This window comes from Kitasatospora sp. NPDC008115, assembly GCF_042957205.1.
Taxonomy (GTDB): domain Bacteria; phylum Actinomycetota; class Actinomycetes; order Streptomycetales; family Streptomycetaceae; genus Kitasatospora.
The window spans coordinates 1-16,695 of sequence record NZ_JBIBHU010000007.1 but is presented as its reverse complement, the minus strand read 5'-3'; the positions used below and the strand labels follow the sequence as shown (position 1 = coordinate 16,695).

The window sequence follows — 16,695 nt, the reverse complement described above, 5'->3', positions numbered from 1 at the left end:
GGTCGGGCTGTCCAGGCCCCCCGACCCCCCTCTGACCTGCAAGGCGACAGTCGCCACGACAGTCGCGCGACAGCACGGACGACAGCACCAGGCGACAGCAGCACGGCCCGCCCGGCACCCATCCGGCCGGGCCGCTCCACACCCGCACCCGCCCATCGGAAGAGAGCCCCGCCGTGATCGTTGCGCTCAGCACCACCGTCCTGTTCGCGATCATCTCCGCCGTCCTCATCCGGGGCCGACGCGTCTCCCTGCCCACCGCGCTCGTGCTCTGGCTCTCCGGCTTCACCGCCGCCGGAACCGGCGCCGCCGGACCCGTGAACGACTTCCTCGCCTCCCTCGTCCGACTCGTCTCCGGCCACTGACACCACCCCACCCGCGCACCGACCCGCCGACGGGAGACCCCGATGGACCACACCACCACCCCGCAGCAGCCGTTCGCCGCCCCGGTGCTCCACGGCCCGGACGGCACCCCCTACTACCTCACCCCCGCCCCGCCGCTCACCGCCCCGCCCACCCTCTACCACCCCACCACCCCCGCCCCGACGGTCCACGGCCCGGCCATCGCGCCGACCACCGCCTACCTCCCCGCCCCGCCCCCGAACACCGTCGGCCCGGCCCCGGTGCGGGACCCGTGGCCCGCCCGCCTGCTCGCCGGCGGCGTCGCCCTCGGCGCCGGCGGACTCGGCATCGGCTACGCCGTCCAGGCCGTCGCCGCCGCGGCCGGGAGCGTCGGCGGCCTCGCCGCGCTCGGCGTCGGCGCCTACGCCCTCGCCAAGACCACCGGCGGCAGCCGGGGCGGCGGGCAGGGCGCCGTGAACGTGCACGTCAACGTGACCAACCGCAACCGCTGACCAGGAGAAACGACATGGCCCGCATGCGACTGCGCTTCAACGTCTGGCCTGACCCCGTGATCGAGCTGACGGATACCCCGAACCCGAAGTGCCGCACCTGCAAGGGCGAGGGCGGGTGGGACTACGACTACGGCCACCCCGAGACCGGCGAGTACGACGGCACCGACACCGAGTACTGCGCCTGCTGGGACCCGGACCACGTCCGCCGGCTGCTGCCCGTCCCCCGCCTGCTCGCCCGCCTGCTCTTCGGCTGGGCCCCGCCCGTCTACAGCGAGGAACCGCCGTTCTAAACCGGCCTGCCCGACCGGCCGTGCCACCCGAACCCCGCCGCAGCCAACGGCCGGGGCACGGGCGGTGCGGGGGACTGGACAGACCCGCTCCCACCCACAGCACGAAACCCCACACCAGCCGCCAGATCTTGGCAGAGCGACGGCTGATGCGGGGCAGTGCATCCCATCTCAGAGACGGGAACCAGCATGCCCGACTTCGACCGCTTCACGCTCGCGATCGTGGACGACATCCGCGACCGCGAGCAGGCCACCGACGGCCACTCCCGCTACGGCGCCTACATCGGCCAGCACGCCGACGACTTCCACGACGACGGCCAGCCGCTGCGTCCGGTGAACTTCGCCGCCGTCGCCTGGTCGGTCGCCACCTCCCCCGTCATGTCCCCCGGCTACGTCGACGTGCGCCCCGACGTCCAGCCGCTCACCATCCACCTCGACTACGACGGCAGGCCCGTGCTCAGCGCCAAGGTCGGCCTGCGCCGCCAAGACCTCGCCCACCGCCCCAACAGCCAACTCCGCGCCCTCGACTGGGAGCGCGACCCCTGGAGCCACCCCGACGACAAGTGGCCCGTGCTGGTCGGCCCCGAGATCACCGACCGCCCGGCCGTTCTGCTCGCCGCCACCGTCCTGGTCCCCGTTCCCGACAGCATCCTGCTGCAGCCCACCGCCGCCCGGCCCGGCCGCACGCTCACCCACGAGGCCAAGCAGGTGGTCGCCGCCCTCGCCGCCCACGCCAACCGCGTGCTCGCCCCGCTGGTCGACGACCTGCTCGGCGGTGCCCGGTGAACGGGCGGACCCCGCCGCTCGACGACACCACCGGCCTGTGGCAGGCCGTCCTCGCCGCCGCGGTCGGCCGCTGCCAGTGCCGCGGCACCTGCGGCAAGACCCACGCGAAGGACGGCGGACGCTGCCCCACCCGCGACGGCGGCTATGCCCGTCACGGCGCCGGCCCTGTGAGCCTGCTCGCCGCCCCCACCGCCCCGGACGGCTTGCTGCTGCCCGCGCACCGTGCCGCCGCCCTGCCGAAGCGGGAGTTGGCCGCGTGGTGCCCGGCCTGCCACGACGCCACCCGCCGCGCCGCCGCCAAGGCCCGGCAGGCCGCCGCCGGGCCGGCTGGTCCGGACTCCCTCTTCTGACCTCCCCTCCGCCCTGCGGTCCGCACCCGGCACAGCCCGGGTGCGGGCCGCCCCGCTCCGCACGAAAGGAGCCGCGTTGAGCACCGAGTACGCGCACCAGAACGTGATCCCGTTCCGGCCCGAGCCCGCCGAGGTCAAGGCCGCCGAGCAGGCCGTCATCGGCGCCGCCCTGCTCGACCCCGCCCAGATCCCCGCGCTCGCCGCCCAGCTCGGCGACCCCGGCGTGTTCTACCACCCGGCGAACGAGACGATCTGGCGTGCCATCACCCGCATGGCCGGCGGCGAGCGGCCGGTGGACCCTCTGCTGCTGACCGGTGTCCTGCGCGCGCAGGGCGACCTCGGCCGGGTCGGTGGGCCCGGCTACCTGCACACGTGCATCGAGGCCACCCCCACTGCGGCGAACGGCGACTACTACGCCGAGATCGTGCGCGTCGCGGCCGAGCGCCGCCGGATCGGCACCACCACCAGCCGTCTCGCGCACATGGCCGGCGACACCGAGACCGACCTCGACGCGGTCCGCACCGCCGCGCTGTCGGTGCTGGCGGACCTGGCCGCCGGGGACACCTGGCTCGACCCCATGCCGCTCGGCTCTCACACCGGCCTGCCCACCTTCCCCGTCAAGGCCCTGCCCGGGTGGGTCGGCGCCTACGTCGACGCGGTCGCCGAGTTCACCCAGACCCCGCCCGACGCCGCCGCCACCATGGCACTCGCCGCCCTGTCCACGGCTGCGGGCGGGCGGGTCGGTGTGGAGATCCGGCCCGGCTGGCGCGAGCAGTCCAACCTCTACCTGACCTGCGCGATGCCCCCGGCCAGCCGCAAGTCCGACGTCTTCGCCTTCACCATGGGCCCGGTCTACAAGGTCGAGGCCGAGCTGCAGGCCGACGCCCGCGCGGCGATCATCGAGGCCGAGACCACCCGGGACGCCGCCCTCGCGGAAGTCGAGGCCCTGATGGCCAAGGCCCGCAAGAACCCCGACGCCGACCGCACGCAGCTCGTCGCGGAGATCTCCGCCGCGAAGATGCTCGCCGAGCAGATCGTGGTCCCTCCCAGCCCGCGGCTGACGCTGTCGGGGGACATCACCCCGGAGACCGTCACCCACCACCTCGGCGTCCACCGGTGCCTGGCCGCGCTCTCCCCCGAGGGCGACCTGTTCGACAGCATGGTCGGCCGCTACAGCAGCAAGCCGAACCTGGGCGTGTTCCTCCAGGCTCACAAGGGCGAGCGACTCCAGGCCGACCGGATCACCCGCGAGCAGCCCACCGCCGACAAGCCCGCCCTCACCATCGGCGTCACCCCGCAGCCGGCCGTTCTGCAGGAGCTCGGCGCCGCCCCCGGCGCCCGCGACCGCGGACTCCTCGCCCGCTTCCTGTACTCCCTGCCTCCCTCGAACCTCGGCTGGCGCAAGGTCCGCACCGACCCCATCCCCGACGCCGTGGCGAACGCCTACGACCGCAACCTGACCCGCCTGCTCCGCGCCATGACCGACCTCACCGAGCCCGTAGTCGTCCTCATGGACCGGGCCGCCGACCTCGCCATCGAGAAGCTGCAGGAACGCGTCGAGGTCCAGCTCCGCCCCGACCAGCCGCTCGCCCACATCAAGGACTGGGCCGGCAAGCTCGTCGGCCACATCGCCCGCATCGCCGTCCTGCTCCACCTCGCCGACCACATCACCCCCGACCACGACCCCGGCACCTGGCGCACCCCCCTGCACCCCGGCGTCGTCGACCGCGCCGCCGAGATCGCCGACTACTACACCGCCCACACCCTCGCCGTCTTCGACCTCATCGCCGCCGACCCCGCCACCGACGACGCCCACACCCTCCTCCAATGGCTCCAGCGCCCGAAGAAGGACGGCACCCACCGCACCCACATCAAGGCCCACGACGCCGTCGCCAGCAGCCGCCGCTTCAAGAAGGTCGCCGACGTCGAACCCGCCCTCGCCCTCCTCGAACAGCACGGCTGGCTCCGCACCGACCAGCCGCCCGCCGGCGGCCAGCGCGGCCGGGCCCCGGCCGTCACGTTCCGTGTTCACCCGGCCGTGAGCACCCCCACGGACGGGGCCGAAGCCCCGTAACCGTCAGGGATGTCAGGGAAAATCCCTGACCAGCCAAAACACCTCCGGACGGCCTGTCAGGGAACGTCAGGGATGTCAGGGAAAAGGCGATTTTCCCTGACATCCCTGACAATCCCTGACGCCCTGCCAGGAGCTAAAACCGCAGGTCAGCGATTTTCCCTGACATCCCTGACACTTTCCGCCCTCCGCGCCCGTCCGCGAGAGGGCCAGTAACGCTCCGCAACCACCATTCGCACCCGCCGATGGAGTCGCCGCCATGCCCACGCAGGACCCGAAGCTCAAGCTCGCCGAGGTGCTCGAAGAGCTGGACATGTCCCGCTCCGCCTTCTACCGCATGGTCGCCCGCGGGAAGGGCCCGAAGCTCATGAAGCTCCCCAACAACCAGATCCGTGTCCGCCGCAGCGCCCTCGACGCGTGGTGGGCCGAGCAGGAGGTCGCCGCCTGATGCCCACCTCGTACAAGGTGAAGTTCTGGGAGCACCGCCACCGGCCGGACCGGCGGACGCCGTGGATGGTGCGGTGGACGGTGGCCGGCCGGGAGTTCTCCGAGTCGTACCTGACGAAGACCCAGGCCGACGGCCGGAAGGCCGAGCTGGTGGTCGCCGTCGCCTCGCACCAGCCGTTCGACGTCGAGACGGGCCTGCCGCTGGCGGATCTGCGGAAGCGCCAGCAGGAGGAGAACGCCGTCAGCTGGTACCAGCACGGCCGGAACTACGTGGAGGCCCGGTGGGACGGGGCGCCGGCGAAGACGCGGACGACGTGGGCCGACGCGTTGGCCAGCGTGACGTTCGAGCTGGTCAGCAGTAAGGTCGGGATGCCGGACAAGCGGGTCGTCCGGCGGGCGCTGTACGGCTGGGCGTTCAACGTGAACCGGTGGACCGAGGAGCCGCCGGCCGAGGTCGCCAAGGCGCTCGCGTGGGTCACGCGGCACTCGGTGGACGTCTCGGAGCTGGAGGACCCGAAGGTGGTCCGGAAGCTGCTGGCCGCGCTGTCGGTGAAGTTGGACGGGACGCGGGCAGCCGCCTCCACGGTGCTGCGCAAGCGCCGGATCGTCCATCACGTCATCGGCCGGGCCGTCGAGGACGGGCTGCTGACCGTCAATCCGCTGCCGCTGGTCCAGTGGCAAGCGCCGCAGGTCGAGGAGGAGATCGACCCCGAGTACGTGATGAGCCCGGAGCAGGCCGCCGCGATGCTGGAGGCGGTCGGGCGCCAGGGGCGGCGCGGGCCGCGCCTGGTGGCGTTCTTCGCGTGCATCTACTACGCGGGGATGCGCCCCGGGGAGGTCGTCCACCTCCGCGAGGACCGGTGCGTGCTGCCGGTGGAGGGGTGGGGGCGGCTCAACCTCAACGGGAACAGCCCCCGGGTGGGGTCGGCCTGGACGGACAGCGGCGCCTCGCACGACCCCCGGGGCCTGAAGCACCGCCCGGAGAAGGCCACCCGCCCCGTCCCGATCCCGCCGGAGTTGGTGAGGCTGCTGCGGGAGCACATCAAGGCGTACGGCACGGCGCCGGACGGCCGGCTGTTCCGGACCTTCCGCGACGGGATGGTGCAGGAGAGCAGCTACGGGGTGGTCTGGGCGGCGGCCCGGGCCGAGGTGCTGACCCCGGCGGAGCAGGCCACCCCGCTGGCGAAGCGCCCATTCGACGGACGACCGGCCGGGATCTCCCTGTGGCTGGCGTCCGGGGTGGCGCCGGCGGAGTGCGCGCGGCGCGCCGGGCACAGCGTCGCCGTCCTGCTGCGGATCTACGCGAAGTGCATCCACGGTGACGAGGACCACGCCAACCGGCTGATCGCCGAACGCCTCCAGCGGCGGCCCGGCTGATCCTGGTCCGCGCCTGGTCCGGAACCGCTGGTCAACGCCGGGAGCCGGGCGGCGAAAGGTGGGACAAACTTCGCGAAACGGCCATCCCGCCGCCGCGAGTGTTCGAATAAACGAGAACAGCCCCTGACGTGCGTTTCCGCATGTCAGGGGCTGTTTCTCTATCCTGTGGCTGGTGCAGGGTTCGAACCTGCGTAGCTTGCGCGACAGATTTACAGTCTGCTCCCTTTGGCCGCTCGGGCAACCAGCCAGGATGTTTGCCTCCCGGGGGCTTGCCCCGTTCGACTGGGTAAACCTTACCCGATGCCGGGGGGTGGTCCGCCACCCGGTTCGGTGGGGCCGGATCGGCGGGTGTGGCGTGGCTGTCCTGGGCGGGGGCGGGGGTGGGCTGGATAGGCTGGGGCGGCGGGCGTCCGGTGGGACGGGCCGTGTCAGTGCAGCCAGAACATCAAGGAGACCAACACCCATGGCCGACTCCAGTTTCGACATCGTCTCGAAGGTCGAGTGGCAGGAGGTCGACAACGCGATCAACCAGACCTCCCGCGAGATCTCCACGCGCTTCGACTTCAAGAACGTCGGCGCCGACATCAAGCGCTCCGGCGAGACGATCGAGATGAAGGCCAACGGCGAGGAGCGCGTCAAGGCCATCCTGGACGTGCTGCAGAGCAAGTTCATCAAGCGCGGTCTGTCGCTGAAGGCGCTGGACGCCAAGGAACCGCAGCTGTCCGGCAAGGAGTACAAGATCTTCGCGGACGTGAAGGAGGGCATCTCCCAGGACGATGCCAAGAAGATCGCGAAGATCATCCGGGACGAGGGCCCCAAGGGCGTGAAGGCCCAGGTCCAGGGCGACGAGCTGCGGGTGAGCTCGAAGAGCCGTGACGACCTCCAGGCCGTCCAGGCCCTGCTCAAGGGCAAGGACCTGGACTTCGCGATCCAGTACGTGAACTACCGCTGAGCCGAAGCGGGCCGGACCGGGTGGCGGCCCCGGGCGGGAGTCCTGGAGAGGGCTTCCGGCCGGGGCCGTCGTCGTTTCGCGAGGGGGTGTCAGGGGGTGGACGCCCAGGAGGTGGTGGTGCGGTGGGCGCCGAGGCCCGCGGCGTCGAACTCGTCGTACGCGTCGGTGCCGGCCGGGAGGCGGACGCCGAGGCGGCGCAGGACGCGGGAGATCGGGCTGCCCTCGGGTGGGAAGGGTTCGAGCTCGGCGCTGGTGAGCGGGCCGAGGGCGAGCCGGCCGTCCGCCCAGAGGGCGGCGCGCTGGGTGCCGGTGCCGCCGAAGTAGTCGGCCTCCACGCAGGCGATCGGCCCGGCCTTGGACCAGGCGGCGAGCCGGCGTTCGAGGCCGTCGGAGAACCAGCCGAAGCCGGTGACGCCCGGGGCGGCCGGGATCACCGGCTCCCCGTCGCCGAACCGGAGGGCCGCCAGGAACTCGGGGGTGGCCGGGATCAGCGCCAGGCCCTGGGCGAGCGGTCGCGGGCGGGCCGCGGAAACCTCGGCGGCCGCCACCGCGACCAGCTCCGCCGGGCCGATCAGCGCCTGAAGTTCGTATGACATTCAGTCATCGTGAACCATGACACCGGCAGTCCGCCCGTCGTTTACGATTCCGTGCCCGGTCGGCTATCAGTCCGAGAGTCGGCCGCCGGCCCGGGACGGACGCCGTACAGCAGGGTGAACAGGGTCGCCTCCACCGCGTCCTCGGCGTCGCTCTCGCCCTCGGCGTTCAACTCGTTGAAGATCTCGTCGAGTTGGCCGCGCAGCCGGAGCATGCGCGCCGGGGTGAGCCGGTAGGTGAAGTGCGAGAACATGCCGGGCAGACCGGTCGGCGCGGCGTCCCGCGAGGTGGTGAAGTCGATGCGGTCGGCCACCGCATGGGCGCGGAACTCGGCGCGCACGCGGTCCATCGCGGCGAGCATGGCGTCGTAGGCGTCCCCCCGGGTGGGCGAGCCGGGCGCGAAGATCTCCGGGGCGAGCCGGAGCGAGGCCTGGGCCGGGGCGTAGCGGCTCTCGACGATGCCGGAGACCAGCCGGGTTTCGGCGACGCGGACCAGCCCGGCCTTCTCCAGTTGCTTGATGTGGCGGTAGAGCTTGGTCTGCGGCTCGTCGAGGGCGGCGGCGATCTCCTTGGCGGTGAGCGGACCGGAGGCGGAGGCGTCCATCAGGACGTCGAGGATCGCCAGGCGCAGCGGGTCGGCCAGGGCCTTGAGGGTGGCGGCGTCCGCCACCCGACGCTCCTTGAGGACGGCGGAGGCGGGGACAGCCGCCGGCCCGTCGTCGACGCTCTCGGCGTTCTCGGCGTTCCCTGTATTCCCGGCGTTCCCGGTGCTCTCGACCACGGGGCCCACCCTCGCAGATGGCCGCCGACCCGGGCAATCAAGCGTTCACCCTTGCGCGATCGGTCACGCTGACGTCATCATTCACGAATACGTGAATGATGACGCAGTCATGAACGCAAGTCCGAGGGGGAGACGCCGGATGCGGACGGACACAACGACCAGGACCAGGCTGCCGGAGCCGCCCGTCCCGCTCCGGCGCAACTGGCGGTTCCAGGCCCTCTGGGCCGGCCAGGCCGGCGCCACCCTCGGCCTGCAGATCGCCGACACCGCGTACCCGCTGCTGCTGCTCGCGCTCACCGGCTCCTCCACCCTCGCCGGGGCGTTCGGGGCGCTGCAGATCGGCGCCGCCCTGCTCTTCGGCGTCCACGGCGGCGCGGCCGCCGACCGCCACGACCGCCGCCTGCTGCTGATCGTCGGCGACTCCGTCCGGCTGGTCGCCTGCGCCAGCGTGCCGCTCGCCATGGCGCTGGACCGGCTGACCGTCGTCCACACCCTGCTGGTGGCCGTGGTGATCGGCGCGACCATCGCCTACACCGGCCCGATCCGGCTGATCGCGGTGCGCTCGGTGGTCCCGCCGGAGCAGCTGCGGCAGGCGCTGGCGCAGGACGAGGCACGGGTGAGCGGGGCCGGCCTGGTCGGGCCGCCGCTGGCGGGCGCGCTGTTCGGGCTCGGCCGGGCGGCCCCGTTCATCGGTACGGCGGTCGCCTCGCTGATCGCCGTCACCGCCGCGGTGCTGGTCAAGTTCCCCGGTCGGCCCGAGCCCCGGTCCCACCGGAGCACCGTTGGCGCGGACGACAGCGCAGACGGCAACACGGACGACCGCGCGGACGACGGCGCGGACGACGGCGCGAACGGCAACACGGACGACGGCGCGGACGACGGCGCCCTCGCCGGGTACCGCTACCTGGCCCGCAACGCCCTGCTCCGCCCGATCGTCACCGTCGTCCTGCTCATCAACGTCGCGGGCGCCGCGATGCTGCTGCCGGTGATGGTCCTGCTGCGCGGCCAGGGCACCTCCGACGTCGGCATCGGCCTGGCGCTGGCCGGCGAGGCCGTGGGGGCGCTGGCCGGATCGCTGCTGGTGGGCCGGCTGCACCGGCTGGCCGGGCCCGGGGTGCTGCTGCTCGCGGTGTCCTGGCTGACCGTCCCGGTGCTGCTCGCGCCGCTGCTGCCCGGCGGGGCCCTCACCGTCTTCGCCGCGCTGTTCGCGCTGGGCCTGGGGATCCCGACGCTGCGGGTGATGATCGACCTGCTGGTGTTCAGCCGGGTCTCCGACGCGCTGCGCGGGCGGGTGATCTCCGCGACGCTGACGACGTTCACGATCGGCATGCCCGCCGGAACGGTCGGCAGCGGGCTGCTGCTCGACCACCTCTCCCCCGCGGCGGCGCTCGGCACGGTGGCCGCGCTGCTCGCGGCGGCCCTGGTCCCGGCGACGGCCGGCCGGACGCTGCGCCGCGCCGGCTGGCCCGAGCGGACGGCACCGGCGGCGTCCGCCCCGTCCTCCTGACGTTCGCTCACCCGTGCGGGTGCACGCCGCATGCGACGTCATCGCCAACCGGGTGAACTGACCGGGTACGGCCCAGCGCCGGCGGGCCACCCCAGGAGGACGCGCATGAGCTCGATGGACCTACCGTCGTCCGGCCAGGGCAGTCCTGGCGAAGGCGAGAGCAGTCCCGGGGGAGGCGTCCGGAGCAGCGGAGGACGCGACGGGGGACGCACCGGAGGACACGACGGAGGACGCGACGGAGGACGCACCGGCGCGGCGGCCACCAGGCTGGTGGACGCACCCCGGATGTCCTGGCTGACGCTCGCCCTCATGACCACCGCCTCGGTGGCCAGCCTGCGTTCCGCCCCCACCATGGCGGTCTACGGGCTCGCCTGCGTGTTCCTCTACCTGCTCCCGGCCGTCGTCTTCCTGCTGCCGACCGCGCTGGTCTCCGCCGAGCTGGCGTCCGGCTGGGAGGGCGGCGTCTACCGCTGGGTCTCGGAAGGCCTGTCGAAGCCGCTGGGCTTCCTGGCCGTCTGGTGCCAGTTCGCGATGACGATCTTCTACTACCCGTCCCTGCTCGCGTACGTCGCCTCCACCATCGCCTACGTGGTCGACCCCTCCCTGGCGAACAACGGCCCGTACACCGCCCTCGTGATCATGGTGCTGTACTGGACCGGCGTCTGGGTCTCCTCCCGGGGCACCCAGGCGGTGGCGGGCCTCTCCTCCGCGGGCCTGGTCATCGGCACGCTGATCCCCGGCACGCTGCTGGTCGTGCTCGGCGCCGTCTTCCTCGGCCAGGGCAACGACTCCGCCGCCCCGATGGACGCCGCGCACCTGTTCCCGGAGTGGACCGGCCTGGCCAGCCTGGTGCTGATCGTCAACAACTTCCTCAGCTACTCCGGCATGGAGATGAACGCGGTGCACGTCTCCTCGCTGCGCGACCCGGCCCGGGAGTTCCCGCGCACGATGTTCACCGCCTCCGGCATGGTGCTGGCGATCTTCATCCTGCCCGCGCTGGCGATCAGCTGGGTGGTGCCCTCCAGTGAGCTGAGCCTGACGGCCGGCGTGATGCAGGCCTTCGACGCCTTCTTCCAGTACTTCCACATCGGCTGGCTGACCCCGGTGATCGCGGTGGCGCTGGTGGCCGCCTCGCTCGGCGGCATGCTCACCTGGCTCGCCGGGCCGTCCAAGGGCCTGCTGATGATCTCCCGCCAGGAGGGCTACCTCCCGCCGTTCCTGCAGAAGCTCAACAAGGAGGGCATCCAGCAGAACCTGCTGGTCACCCAGGGCGTGGTCACCACGGTCATCGCCCTCGCGTACGCCCTGATCCCGAACGTCTCCAGCGCCTACTGGATCTTCTCGGTCATCACCACGCAGGTGTACCTGATCGTCTACCTGCTGATGTTCGCCGCCGCGATCCGGCTGCGCCGCCTCCAGCCGGACCACCCGCGCGGCTACCGGGCGCCGGCGCTGGTGCCGATCGCCGTGACCGGCCTGGTGGCCTCGGCGGCGGCGATGGCGATCGGGTTCGTGCCCTCCTCGCAGTTCGGCAGCGGCTCGGTCTGGTCGTACCTGGCGATCGTCGGCGGCGGCCTGGCGATCCTGGGCCTGGTGATCCCCTACCTGTTCCTGCGGCTGCGCAAGCCGGCCTGGCGCTCGCCCGAGGCACAGGCCGAGCTCGCCGCCCAGGAGGCCGCCGAACGCGCGGCGGCGCGGGACCCCGAGCAGGACGGGGGTGCGGCATGACCCGCAGTCTGATGGCCTCCCGGCACCGGTGGATCTACGTCGGCGCGATCGTCCTGCTGGCCGCCATGGTGGTGGTCGGCCTGCTCACCTACGAGCAGCTGCACGAGACCAACGAGGCCAACCGCAAGGCCAAGCAGCTCTCCTCGGCACTGGCCGCCGCCGGTTACCCGGTGCCGTCGCAGGACCAGATCGTGCACACCCTGGGCGAGGACGGCGGCGCCGTCTGCGAGGACCCGGCCGGTGCGCTCAAGCAGGCGCAGTGGAAGTACGGCATGTCCACCGGAACGGCCGGGCCCGGGCAGCGCCCGGTCCTCTCCGACCGCGAGGTGGTCCTGGCGGAGACGATCGTGCTCTCGGTGTACTGCCCGGACAAGCTCGCCGCCATCAAGGACAAGATCGACGACCTCAAGCTCGAGGACACCGTCCGCAACTGACGCCCCGACCCGGCCGGGTCTCGCCCCCGGCCCCGGCCCCGGCCCCACTGCCCGGCCCACCGCCACCGCCACCCGTCCGTCCGGCCCACCGCCCCCAGAGGAGCCGTCACCATGACCGACGAACTCGCCCGCCGGATCGCCGCCCTGATGCCGCGCGCCAGGACCGACCTGGCCGAGCTGGTCGCCATCCCCTCCGTCGCCGACCCGCGCCAGTACCCGCCGGAGAAGTGCCGCCAGGCCGCCGAGTGGGTCGCCGCCGCCTTCTCCGACGCCGGGCTGCGCGACGTCCACCTGGAGGAGACCCCGGACGGCAGCCACGCCGTGATCGGCCACCGCCCGCCCCCGCCCGGCGCGCCGACCGTGCTGCTCTACGCCCACTACGACGTCCAGCCGCCGCTCGACGACGCCGCCTGGGCCTCCCCGCCGTTCACGCTCACCGAACGCGACGGCCGCTGGTACGGGCGCGGCGCCGCCGACTGCAAGGGCAACATCGTCATGCACCTCACCGCGCTGCGGGCGCTCGGCGACGACCTGCCGGTCGGCCTCAAGCTGGTCGTCGAGGGCTCCGAGGAGCAGGGCACCGGCGGCCTGGAGGCGTACGTCCCGCCGCACGCCGGCGAGCTGCACGCCGACGCGCTGCTGATCTGCGACACCGGAAACGCCGCCGTCGGCCTCCCCACCGCCACCACCTCGCTGCGCGGCGTCACCAATGTGGTGGTCACCGTCGCCGCGCTCAAGGGCGACATGCACTCCGGCATGTTCGGCGGCCCGGCCCCCGACGCGCTGGCCGCGCTGATCCGGATCCTCGACTCGCTGCGCGACGCGGACGGGGGCACCCGGATCGACGGGCTGGACAACGACGGCACCTGGAACGGCGTCGGCTACGACGAGCAGCAGTTCCGCGCCGACGCGGGCGTCCTGGACGGCGTCCGGCTGACCGGCTCCGGCACCGTCGCCGACCGGCTCTGGGCCCGGCCCGCCGTCACCGTGCTCGGCATCGACTGTCCGCCGGTGGTCGGCTCCGCCGCCGCCGTCCCGGCCACCGCCCGGGCCCGGGTCAGCCTGCGCGTGCCGCCCGGCACCGACGCGCGCGCCGCGCAGGCCGCGCTCACCGCCCATCTGAAGGCCGCCGCGCCGTGGGGCGTGCACGTCGCGGTGGCACCGGAGAGCGTCGGCTCGCCGTTCCGCGCCGCCACCGGCGGGCCCGCGTACGCGGCACTCGACAAGGCCATGCAGGAGGTCTACGGCCGGCCGATGTCCTTCCTCGGCCAGGGCGGCTCGATCCCGCTCTGCACCGTGTTCGCCACCACCTTCCCGGAGGCGGAGATCATCCTGATGGGCGTCGAGGAGCCGCGCTGCCTCATCCACGCGCCCAACGAGAGCGTCGACCCCGGCGAGATCGAGCACATGGCCCACGTCGAGGCGCTGTTCCTGCGGCACTACTCCGACTCGCGCCGGTCATGATGAAGTCGACGCGCACCGCGTGACCCGAGTCGTCGCCGAGCTCCCCCACCAGGAGGCCCGCATGCCCCGAGAGTTCACCACCGAGGACTACCGCGCCCGGCTGGAGCGGGCCACCGCCGCCGCCACGGACGCCGGGCTGTCCGGCCTGGTCGTCGCCCCCGGCCCCGACCTCGTGTACCTGACCGGCTACCAGCCGACCGCGATCACCGAACGGCTCACCGCGCTCGTCCTCACCGCCGGCCACGAGCCCGCGCTGATCGTCCCCGCCCTGGAGCGCCCCGACGCCGAGAAGGCCCCCGGCGCGCCCGCCGTCCGGCTGGTCGGCTGGACCGACGGCCAGGACCCGTACGCCGCCGCCGTCCCGCTGATCGAGCGGAGCGGCCGGTACGGGATCTCCGACAACGCCTGGGCGATGCACCTGCTCGGCCTCCAGTCCGCCCTGCCCGGCACCGGCTGGACCTCGCTCACCGAGACCCTGCCGATGCTGCGGGCGGTCAAGGACGCGGACGAACTGGAGCGCCTCGCCGCGGCCGGCGGCGCCGCCGACGCCGCCTACCGGGGCATCCTGGAGGTCGTCTTCGCGGGCCGCCGGGAGACCGACGTCGCCGCCGACCTCGCCGCGCTGCTCATCAAGTACGGGCACAGCCAGGTCGACTTCACCGTGGTCGGCTCCGGCCCCAACGGCGCCAACCCGCACCACGAGGCCGGCGACCGGGTGATCGGGCCCGGCGACACCGTCGTGCTGGACTTCGGCGGCCTGAAGGACGGCTACGGCTCCGACACCACCCGCACCGTGCACGTCGGCGCCGACGTCCCTGACGAGGTGCGCAAGGTCCACGAGGTGGTCCGGCGGGCGCAGCAGACCGCCTTCGAGGCCGTCCGCCCCGGGGTGAGCTGCCAGGAGATCGACCGGATCGCCCGCCGGGTGATCACCGAGGCCGGGTACGGCGAGTACTTCATCCACCGCACCGGCCACGGCATCGGCATCACCACCCACGAGCCGCCGTACCTGGTCGAGGGCGAGGAGCGGCCGCTGGTGCCGGGCATGTGCTTCTCGATCGAGCCGGGCGTCTACCTGCCGGGCCGGTTCGGGGTGCGGATCGAGGACATCGTGACGGTCACCGAGCAGGGCGGGCGGCGGTTCAACAACACCCCGCACGAGCTGGGCATCGTGTCCTGAATCACCCGCCGATCACCCGCCGCCCATCCGCGGGCCGTGTCCGCGGGCCGTGTCCGCTGCGCCGGCCGGGGCAATTCTGAGCCCTTCCTGAACGGACCGCCGTTCGCACCGAGAGTTCTCCAAGATTGCCTTGCTAGCTTCGAGCGGCATGACCAGAATGCTCCGCCCGGCGCCGCCCACCCCGTCCGAGAGCGCCGGGCGGCTCCGTCCGGCGACCGGCTCCCGGACCGGCCCGCGCTCCGGCGCCCTGGCCCGGATCCGGCTGCTGGCGTGGCCGCTCTACCTCGCCGCGCTGCTGTGGTACCTGCGCACCTACGGCCTGCCGTACACCAATGACCTGGTCTTCCTCTGGCTGATGGGCGCCCTGGTGGCCGCCGGTGTGCACAGCGGGCACGGCGCGCGCGGCTTCCTGCTGGTGCTGCGCGACTGGGTGCCGGTGATGGCCGTCGTCTGGACGTACTCGCTGCTGCGCGGCTACGGCGCGCACACCCCGTGGGGCCCGTACCTGTGGCCGCAGCAGCGCTTCGACGAGGTGCTCGGCTTCGGCGAGACGATGACCGTGCGGCTCCAGCACGGGCTCTACACGCCCGGCTCGCCGCAGTGGTGGGACTACGCGGCGGTCACCGTCTACATGACGCACTTCTTCGCGGTCTTCGTGATCCTCGCGGTGCTGTGGCGCCGCCGCCACGACCGCTTCCGGCACCTGCTCACCTGCTACCTGGTGCTGACCTTCGCCGGCTTCGCGACGTACATCCTCTACCCGGCGGTGCCGCCGTGGCTGTCCTCCCAGGAGGGCCACCTGCCGGCGCTGACCCGGGTGGTCTCGGACGTGCTCACCGAGAGCGGGCTGCCGCGCGCCGCGTCGGTGTTCGAGAACGGCAGCCAGTTCGCCAACGACGTCGCCGCGATGCCCTCGCTGCACTCGGCGTACCCGGCGATGCTGCTCTTCTTCTTCTGGCCGACGGCCGCCCGCTGGGTGCGGGTGCTGCTGGTCGCCTACCCGCTCGCGATGACCTTCGCCCTGGTGTACGGGGCCGAGCACTACCTGCTGGACGTCTTCGTCGGCTGGGCGTACGCGGCCGCGGCGGTGTACGGCGTGCGGTGGCTGCGCGAGCGGCGCCGGGCCAGGTCGCTGGCGGCGAGCCGGGCGGCGGCGGCCCCGGTGGAGGCGGGGGCGGGCGTGGGGGCGACCGCGTCCACCGGCACACTGGAACGGTGACCGAGAAGCCGACCCCGGTGCCCAGGCCGACCGCCGGGCAACTGCTGGCCGCCCGCGGCACCACGATCGAGGACGTCACCGCCCCCGGCCTGCGCGTCCTGTTCTGCGGCATCAACCCCGGACTCTGGTCCGGGGCCACCGGCCACCACTTCGCCCGCCCCGGCAACCGGTTCTGGCCCGCCCTGCACCGCTCCGGCTTCACGCCCCGCCGGTTCCGCCCGGACGAGCAGCGGCAGCTGCTCGACCTCGGCCTCGGCATCACCAACGTCGCCCCGCGCACCACCGCCAAGGCCGACGAGCTGACCGCCGACGAGCTGCGGGCGGGCGGCGCCGCGCTCACCGAACGGGTGCTGCGGCTGCGCCCCCGGGTGCTGGCGGTGCTCGGCATCGGCGCCTACCGCACCGCCTTCGGCCGGCGGACGGCGGCGGTCGGGCGCCAGGAGCAGACCATCGGGGACACCGACGTCTGGGTGCTGCCCAACCCCAGCGGCCTCAACGCCCACTACACCCTGGACGCGCTGGCGGCGGAGTTCGCCGCGCTGCGGGAGGCGGTCCAGGAGGCAGGGCCCGGTTAGGGCGCGTCTTGTGGATCTTGTCGGATCAGGCCGCGGCGTTGGGGTGCGTGCATCGCAAGGCGGAGGAGGGAGCCACTGCGGAGCATTGGCGA

At 73.1% G+C, this 16,695-nt stretch carries 18 protein-coding genes and 1 tRNA gene; 16 read left to right on the top strand and 3 right to left on the bottom strand.

Annotation, left to right across the window (positions count from 1 at the left end; all coding sequences use genetic code 11):
• Nucleotides 1-173: 173 nt before the first annotated feature.
• From ACFZBX_RS11245 to ACFZBX_RS11210, 8 genes are all read left to right on the top strand, one after another.
• The gene (locus ACFZBX_RS11245; RefSeq protein ID WP_391533120.1) at nucleotides 174-362 is read left to right on the top strand and encodes a hypothetical protein; all 189 of its coding nucleotides are present in this window, start codon (nucleotides 174-176) and stop codon (nucleotides 360-362) included.
• A 42-nt stretch (nucleotides 363-404) separates the two neighbouring features.
• Nucleotides 405-851 carry a hypothetical protein gene (locus tag ACFZBX_RS11240; RefSeq protein ID WP_391533118.1) on the top strand — a complete coding sequence of 149 codons (447 nt, stop codon included), beginning with the start codon at nucleotides 405-407 and terminating at the stop codon, nucleotides 849-851.
• Nucleotides 852-865: 14 nt separating this feature from the next.
• Entirely contained in the window at nucleotides 866-1,141 is a 276-nt protein-coding gene (locus ACFZBX_RS11235) for a hypothetical protein (RefSeq protein ID WP_391533116.1), read from the top strand.
• Nucleotides 1,142-1,327: 186 nt separating this feature from the next.
• Complete coding sequence (locus tag ACFZBX_RS11230) at nucleotides 1,328-1,924, top strand: hypothetical protein (RefSeq protein WP_391533114.1); 597 nt, start codon at nucleotides 1,328-1,330, stop codon at nucleotides 1,922-1,924.
• On the top strand, nucleotides 1,921-2,274 hold the full coding sequence (locus ACFZBX_RS11225; protein WP_391533112.1) for a hypothetical protein: 354 nt from the start codon (nucleotides 1,921-1,923) through the stop codon (nucleotides 2,272-2,274). Before ACFZBX_RS11230 ends, ACFZBX_RS11225 begins: the two co-directional genes overlap by 4 nt.
• Before the next feature lie 76 nt (nucleotides 2,275-2,350).
• Complete coding sequence (locus tag ACFZBX_RS11220; RefSeq protein WP_391533110.1) at nucleotides 2,351-4,348, top strand: DUF3987 domain-containing protein; 1,998 nt, start codon at nucleotides 2,351-2,353, stop codon at nucleotides 4,346-4,348.
• 256 nt (nucleotides 4,349-4,604) lie between these two features.
• Entirely contained in the window at nucleotides 4,605-4,793 is a 189-nt protein-coding gene (locus ACFZBX_RS11215) for a helix-turn-helix transcriptional regulator (protein WP_391533108.1), read from the top strand.
• Nucleotides 4,793-6,169 (top strand): tyrosine-type recombinase/integrase, encoded by a 1,377-nt coding sequence (locus ACFZBX_RS11210; protein ID WP_391533107.1) that lies wholly within the window; start codon nucleotides 4,793-4,795, stop codon nucleotides 6,167-6,169. Before ACFZBX_RS11215 ends, ACFZBX_RS11210 begins: the two co-directional genes overlap by 1 nt.
• A 166-nt stretch (nucleotides 6,170-6,335) precedes the next feature.
• On the opposite strand, the gene ACFZBX_RS11205 is transcribed toward ACFZBX_RS11210, so the two are convergent.
• Nucleotides 6,336-6,416, bottom strand: a tRNA-Tyr gene (locus tag ACFZBX_RS11205).
• Nucleotides 6,417-6,632: 216 nt separating this feature from the next.
• On the opposite strand from ACFZBX_RS11205, the gene ACFZBX_RS11200 reads away from it, so the two are divergent.
• Nucleotides 6,633-7,121, top strand: a complete 489-nt coding sequence (locus tag ACFZBX_RS11200) for a YajQ family cyclic di-GMP-binding protein (protein WP_391533106.1) — start codon at nucleotides 6,633-6,635, stop codon at nucleotides 7,119-7,121.
• Between the two features lie 89 nt (nucleotides 7,122-7,210).
• Here the strand turns inward: ACFZBX_RS11200 and ACFZBX_RS11195 are convergent, their stop codons facing one another.
• Complete coding sequence (locus tag ACFZBX_RS11195) at nucleotides 7,211-7,717, bottom strand: hypothetical protein (RefSeq protein ID WP_391533104.1); 507 nt, start codon at nucleotides 7,715-7,717, stop codon at nucleotides 7,211-7,213.
• A gap of 41 nt (nucleotides 7,718-7,758) precedes the next feature.
• Nucleotides 7,759-8,496 (bottom strand): ArsR/SmtB family transcription factor, encoded by a 738-nt coding sequence (locus ACFZBX_RS11190; protein ID WP_391533102.1) that lies wholly within the window; start codon nucleotides 8,494-8,496, stop codon nucleotides 7,759-7,761.
• 139 nt (nucleotides 8,497-8,635) lie between these two features.
• On the opposite strand from ACFZBX_RS11190, the gene ACFZBX_RS11185 reads away from it, so the two are divergent.
• From ACFZBX_RS11185 to mug, 7 genes are all read left to right on the top strand, one after another.
• A complete protein-coding gene (locus ACFZBX_RS11185; protein WP_391533100.1) occupies nucleotides 8,636-10,003 on the top strand; it encodes an MFS transporter in 1,368 nt (455 codons plus the stop codon).
• Between the two features lie 285 nt (nucleotides 10,004-10,288).
• Nucleotides 10,289-11,731 (top strand): APC family permease, encoded by a 1,443-nt coding sequence (locus tag ACFZBX_RS11180; RefSeq protein WP_391533098.1) that lies wholly within the window; start codon nucleotides 10,289-10,291, stop codon nucleotides 11,729-11,731.
• Complete coding sequence (locus ACFZBX_RS11175; protein WP_391533096.1) at nucleotides 11,728-12,165, top strand: hypothetical protein; 438 nt, start codon at nucleotides 11,728-11,730, stop codon at nucleotides 12,163-12,165. The genes ACFZBX_RS11180 and ACFZBX_RS11175 overlap by 4 nt, the downstream gene beginning before the upstream one ends.
• Before the next feature lie 111 nt (nucleotides 12,166-12,276).
• On the top strand, nucleotides 12,277-13,629 hold the full coding sequence (locus ACFZBX_RS11170) for a dipeptidase (RefSeq protein WP_391533095.1): 1,353 nt from the start codon (nucleotides 12,277-12,279) through the stop codon (nucleotides 13,627-13,629).
• 61 nt (nucleotides 13,630-13,690) lie between these two features.
• A complete protein-coding gene (locus ACFZBX_RS11165) occupies nucleotides 13,691-14,809 on the top strand; it encodes a M24 family metallopeptidase (protein WP_391533093.1) in 1,119 nt (372 codons plus the stop codon).
• Between the two features lie 148 nt (nucleotides 14,810-14,957).
• On the top strand, nucleotides 14,958-16,028 hold the full coding sequence (locus ACFZBX_RS11160) for a phosphatase PAP2 family protein (protein WP_391533092.1): 1,071 nt from the start codon (nucleotides 14,958-14,960) through the stop codon (nucleotides 16,026-16,028).
• A complete protein-coding gene (gene mug, locus ACFZBX_RS11155) occupies nucleotides 16,025-16,603 on the top strand; it encodes a G/U mismatch-specific DNA glycosylase (protein ID WP_391533090.1) in 579 nt (192 codons plus the stop codon). Before ACFZBX_RS11160 ends, mug begins: the two co-directional genes overlap by 4 nt.
• The last annotated feature ends 92 nt before the right edge of the window (nucleotides 16,604-16,695 follow it).

Excerpts from the sequence above, each read along its gene's own strand:
- ACFZBX_RS11240 (WP_391533118.1), top strand. The coding sequence starts at position 405 with ATGGACCACACCACCACCCCGCAGCAGCCGTTCGCCGCCCCGGTGCTC.
- ACFZBX_RS11235 (WP_391533116.1), top strand. The coding sequence starts at position 866 with ATGGCCCGCATGCGACTGCGCTTCAACGTCTGGCCTGACCCCGTGATC.
- ACFZBX_RS11230 (WP_391533114.1), top strand. The coding sequence starts at position 1,328 with ATGCCCGACTTCGACCGCTTCACGCTCGCGATCGTGGACGACATCCGC.
- ACFZBX_RS11215 (WP_391533108.1), top strand. The coding sequence starts at position 4,605 with ATGCCCACGCAGGACCCGAAGCTCAAGCTCGCCGAGGTGCTCGAAGAG.
- ACFZBX_RS11210 (WP_391533107.1), top strand. The coding sequence starts at position 4,793 with ATGCCCACCTCGTACAAGGTGAAGTTCTGGGAGCACCGCCACCGGCCG.
- ACFZBX_RS11200 (WP_391533106.1), top strand. The coding sequence starts at position 6,633 with ATGGCCGACTCCAGTTTCGACATCGTCTCGAAGGTCGAGTGGCAGGAG.
- ACFZBX_RS11195 (WP_391533104.1), bottom strand. The coding sequence starts at position 7,717 with ATGTCATACGAACTTCAGGCGCTGATCGGCCCGGCGGAGCTGGTCGCG.
- ACFZBX_RS11185 (WP_391533100.1), top strand. The coding sequence starts at position 8,636 with ATGCGGACGGACACAACGACCAGGACCAGGCTGCCGGAGCCGCCCGTC.
- ACFZBX_RS11180 (WP_391533098.1), top strand. The coding sequence starts at position 10,289 with ATGTCCTGGCTGACGCTCGCCCTCATGACCACCGCCTCGGTGGCCAGC.
- ACFZBX_RS11175 (WP_391533096.1), top strand. The coding sequence starts at position 11,728 with ATGACCCGCAGTCTGATGGCCTCCCGGCACCGGTGGATCTACGTCGGC.
- ACFZBX_RS11170 (WP_391533095.1), top strand. The coding sequence starts at position 12,277 with ATGACCGACGAACTCGCCCGCCGGATCGCCGCCCTGATGCCGCGCGCC.
- ACFZBX_RS11165 (WP_391533093.1), top strand. The coding sequence starts at position 13,691 with ATGCCCCGAGAGTTCACCACCGAGGACTACCGCGCCCGGCTGGAGCGG.
- ACFZBX_RS11160 (WP_391533092.1), top strand. The coding sequence starts at position 14,958 with ATGACCAGAATGCTCCGCCCGGCGCCGCCCACCCCGTCCGAGAGCGCC.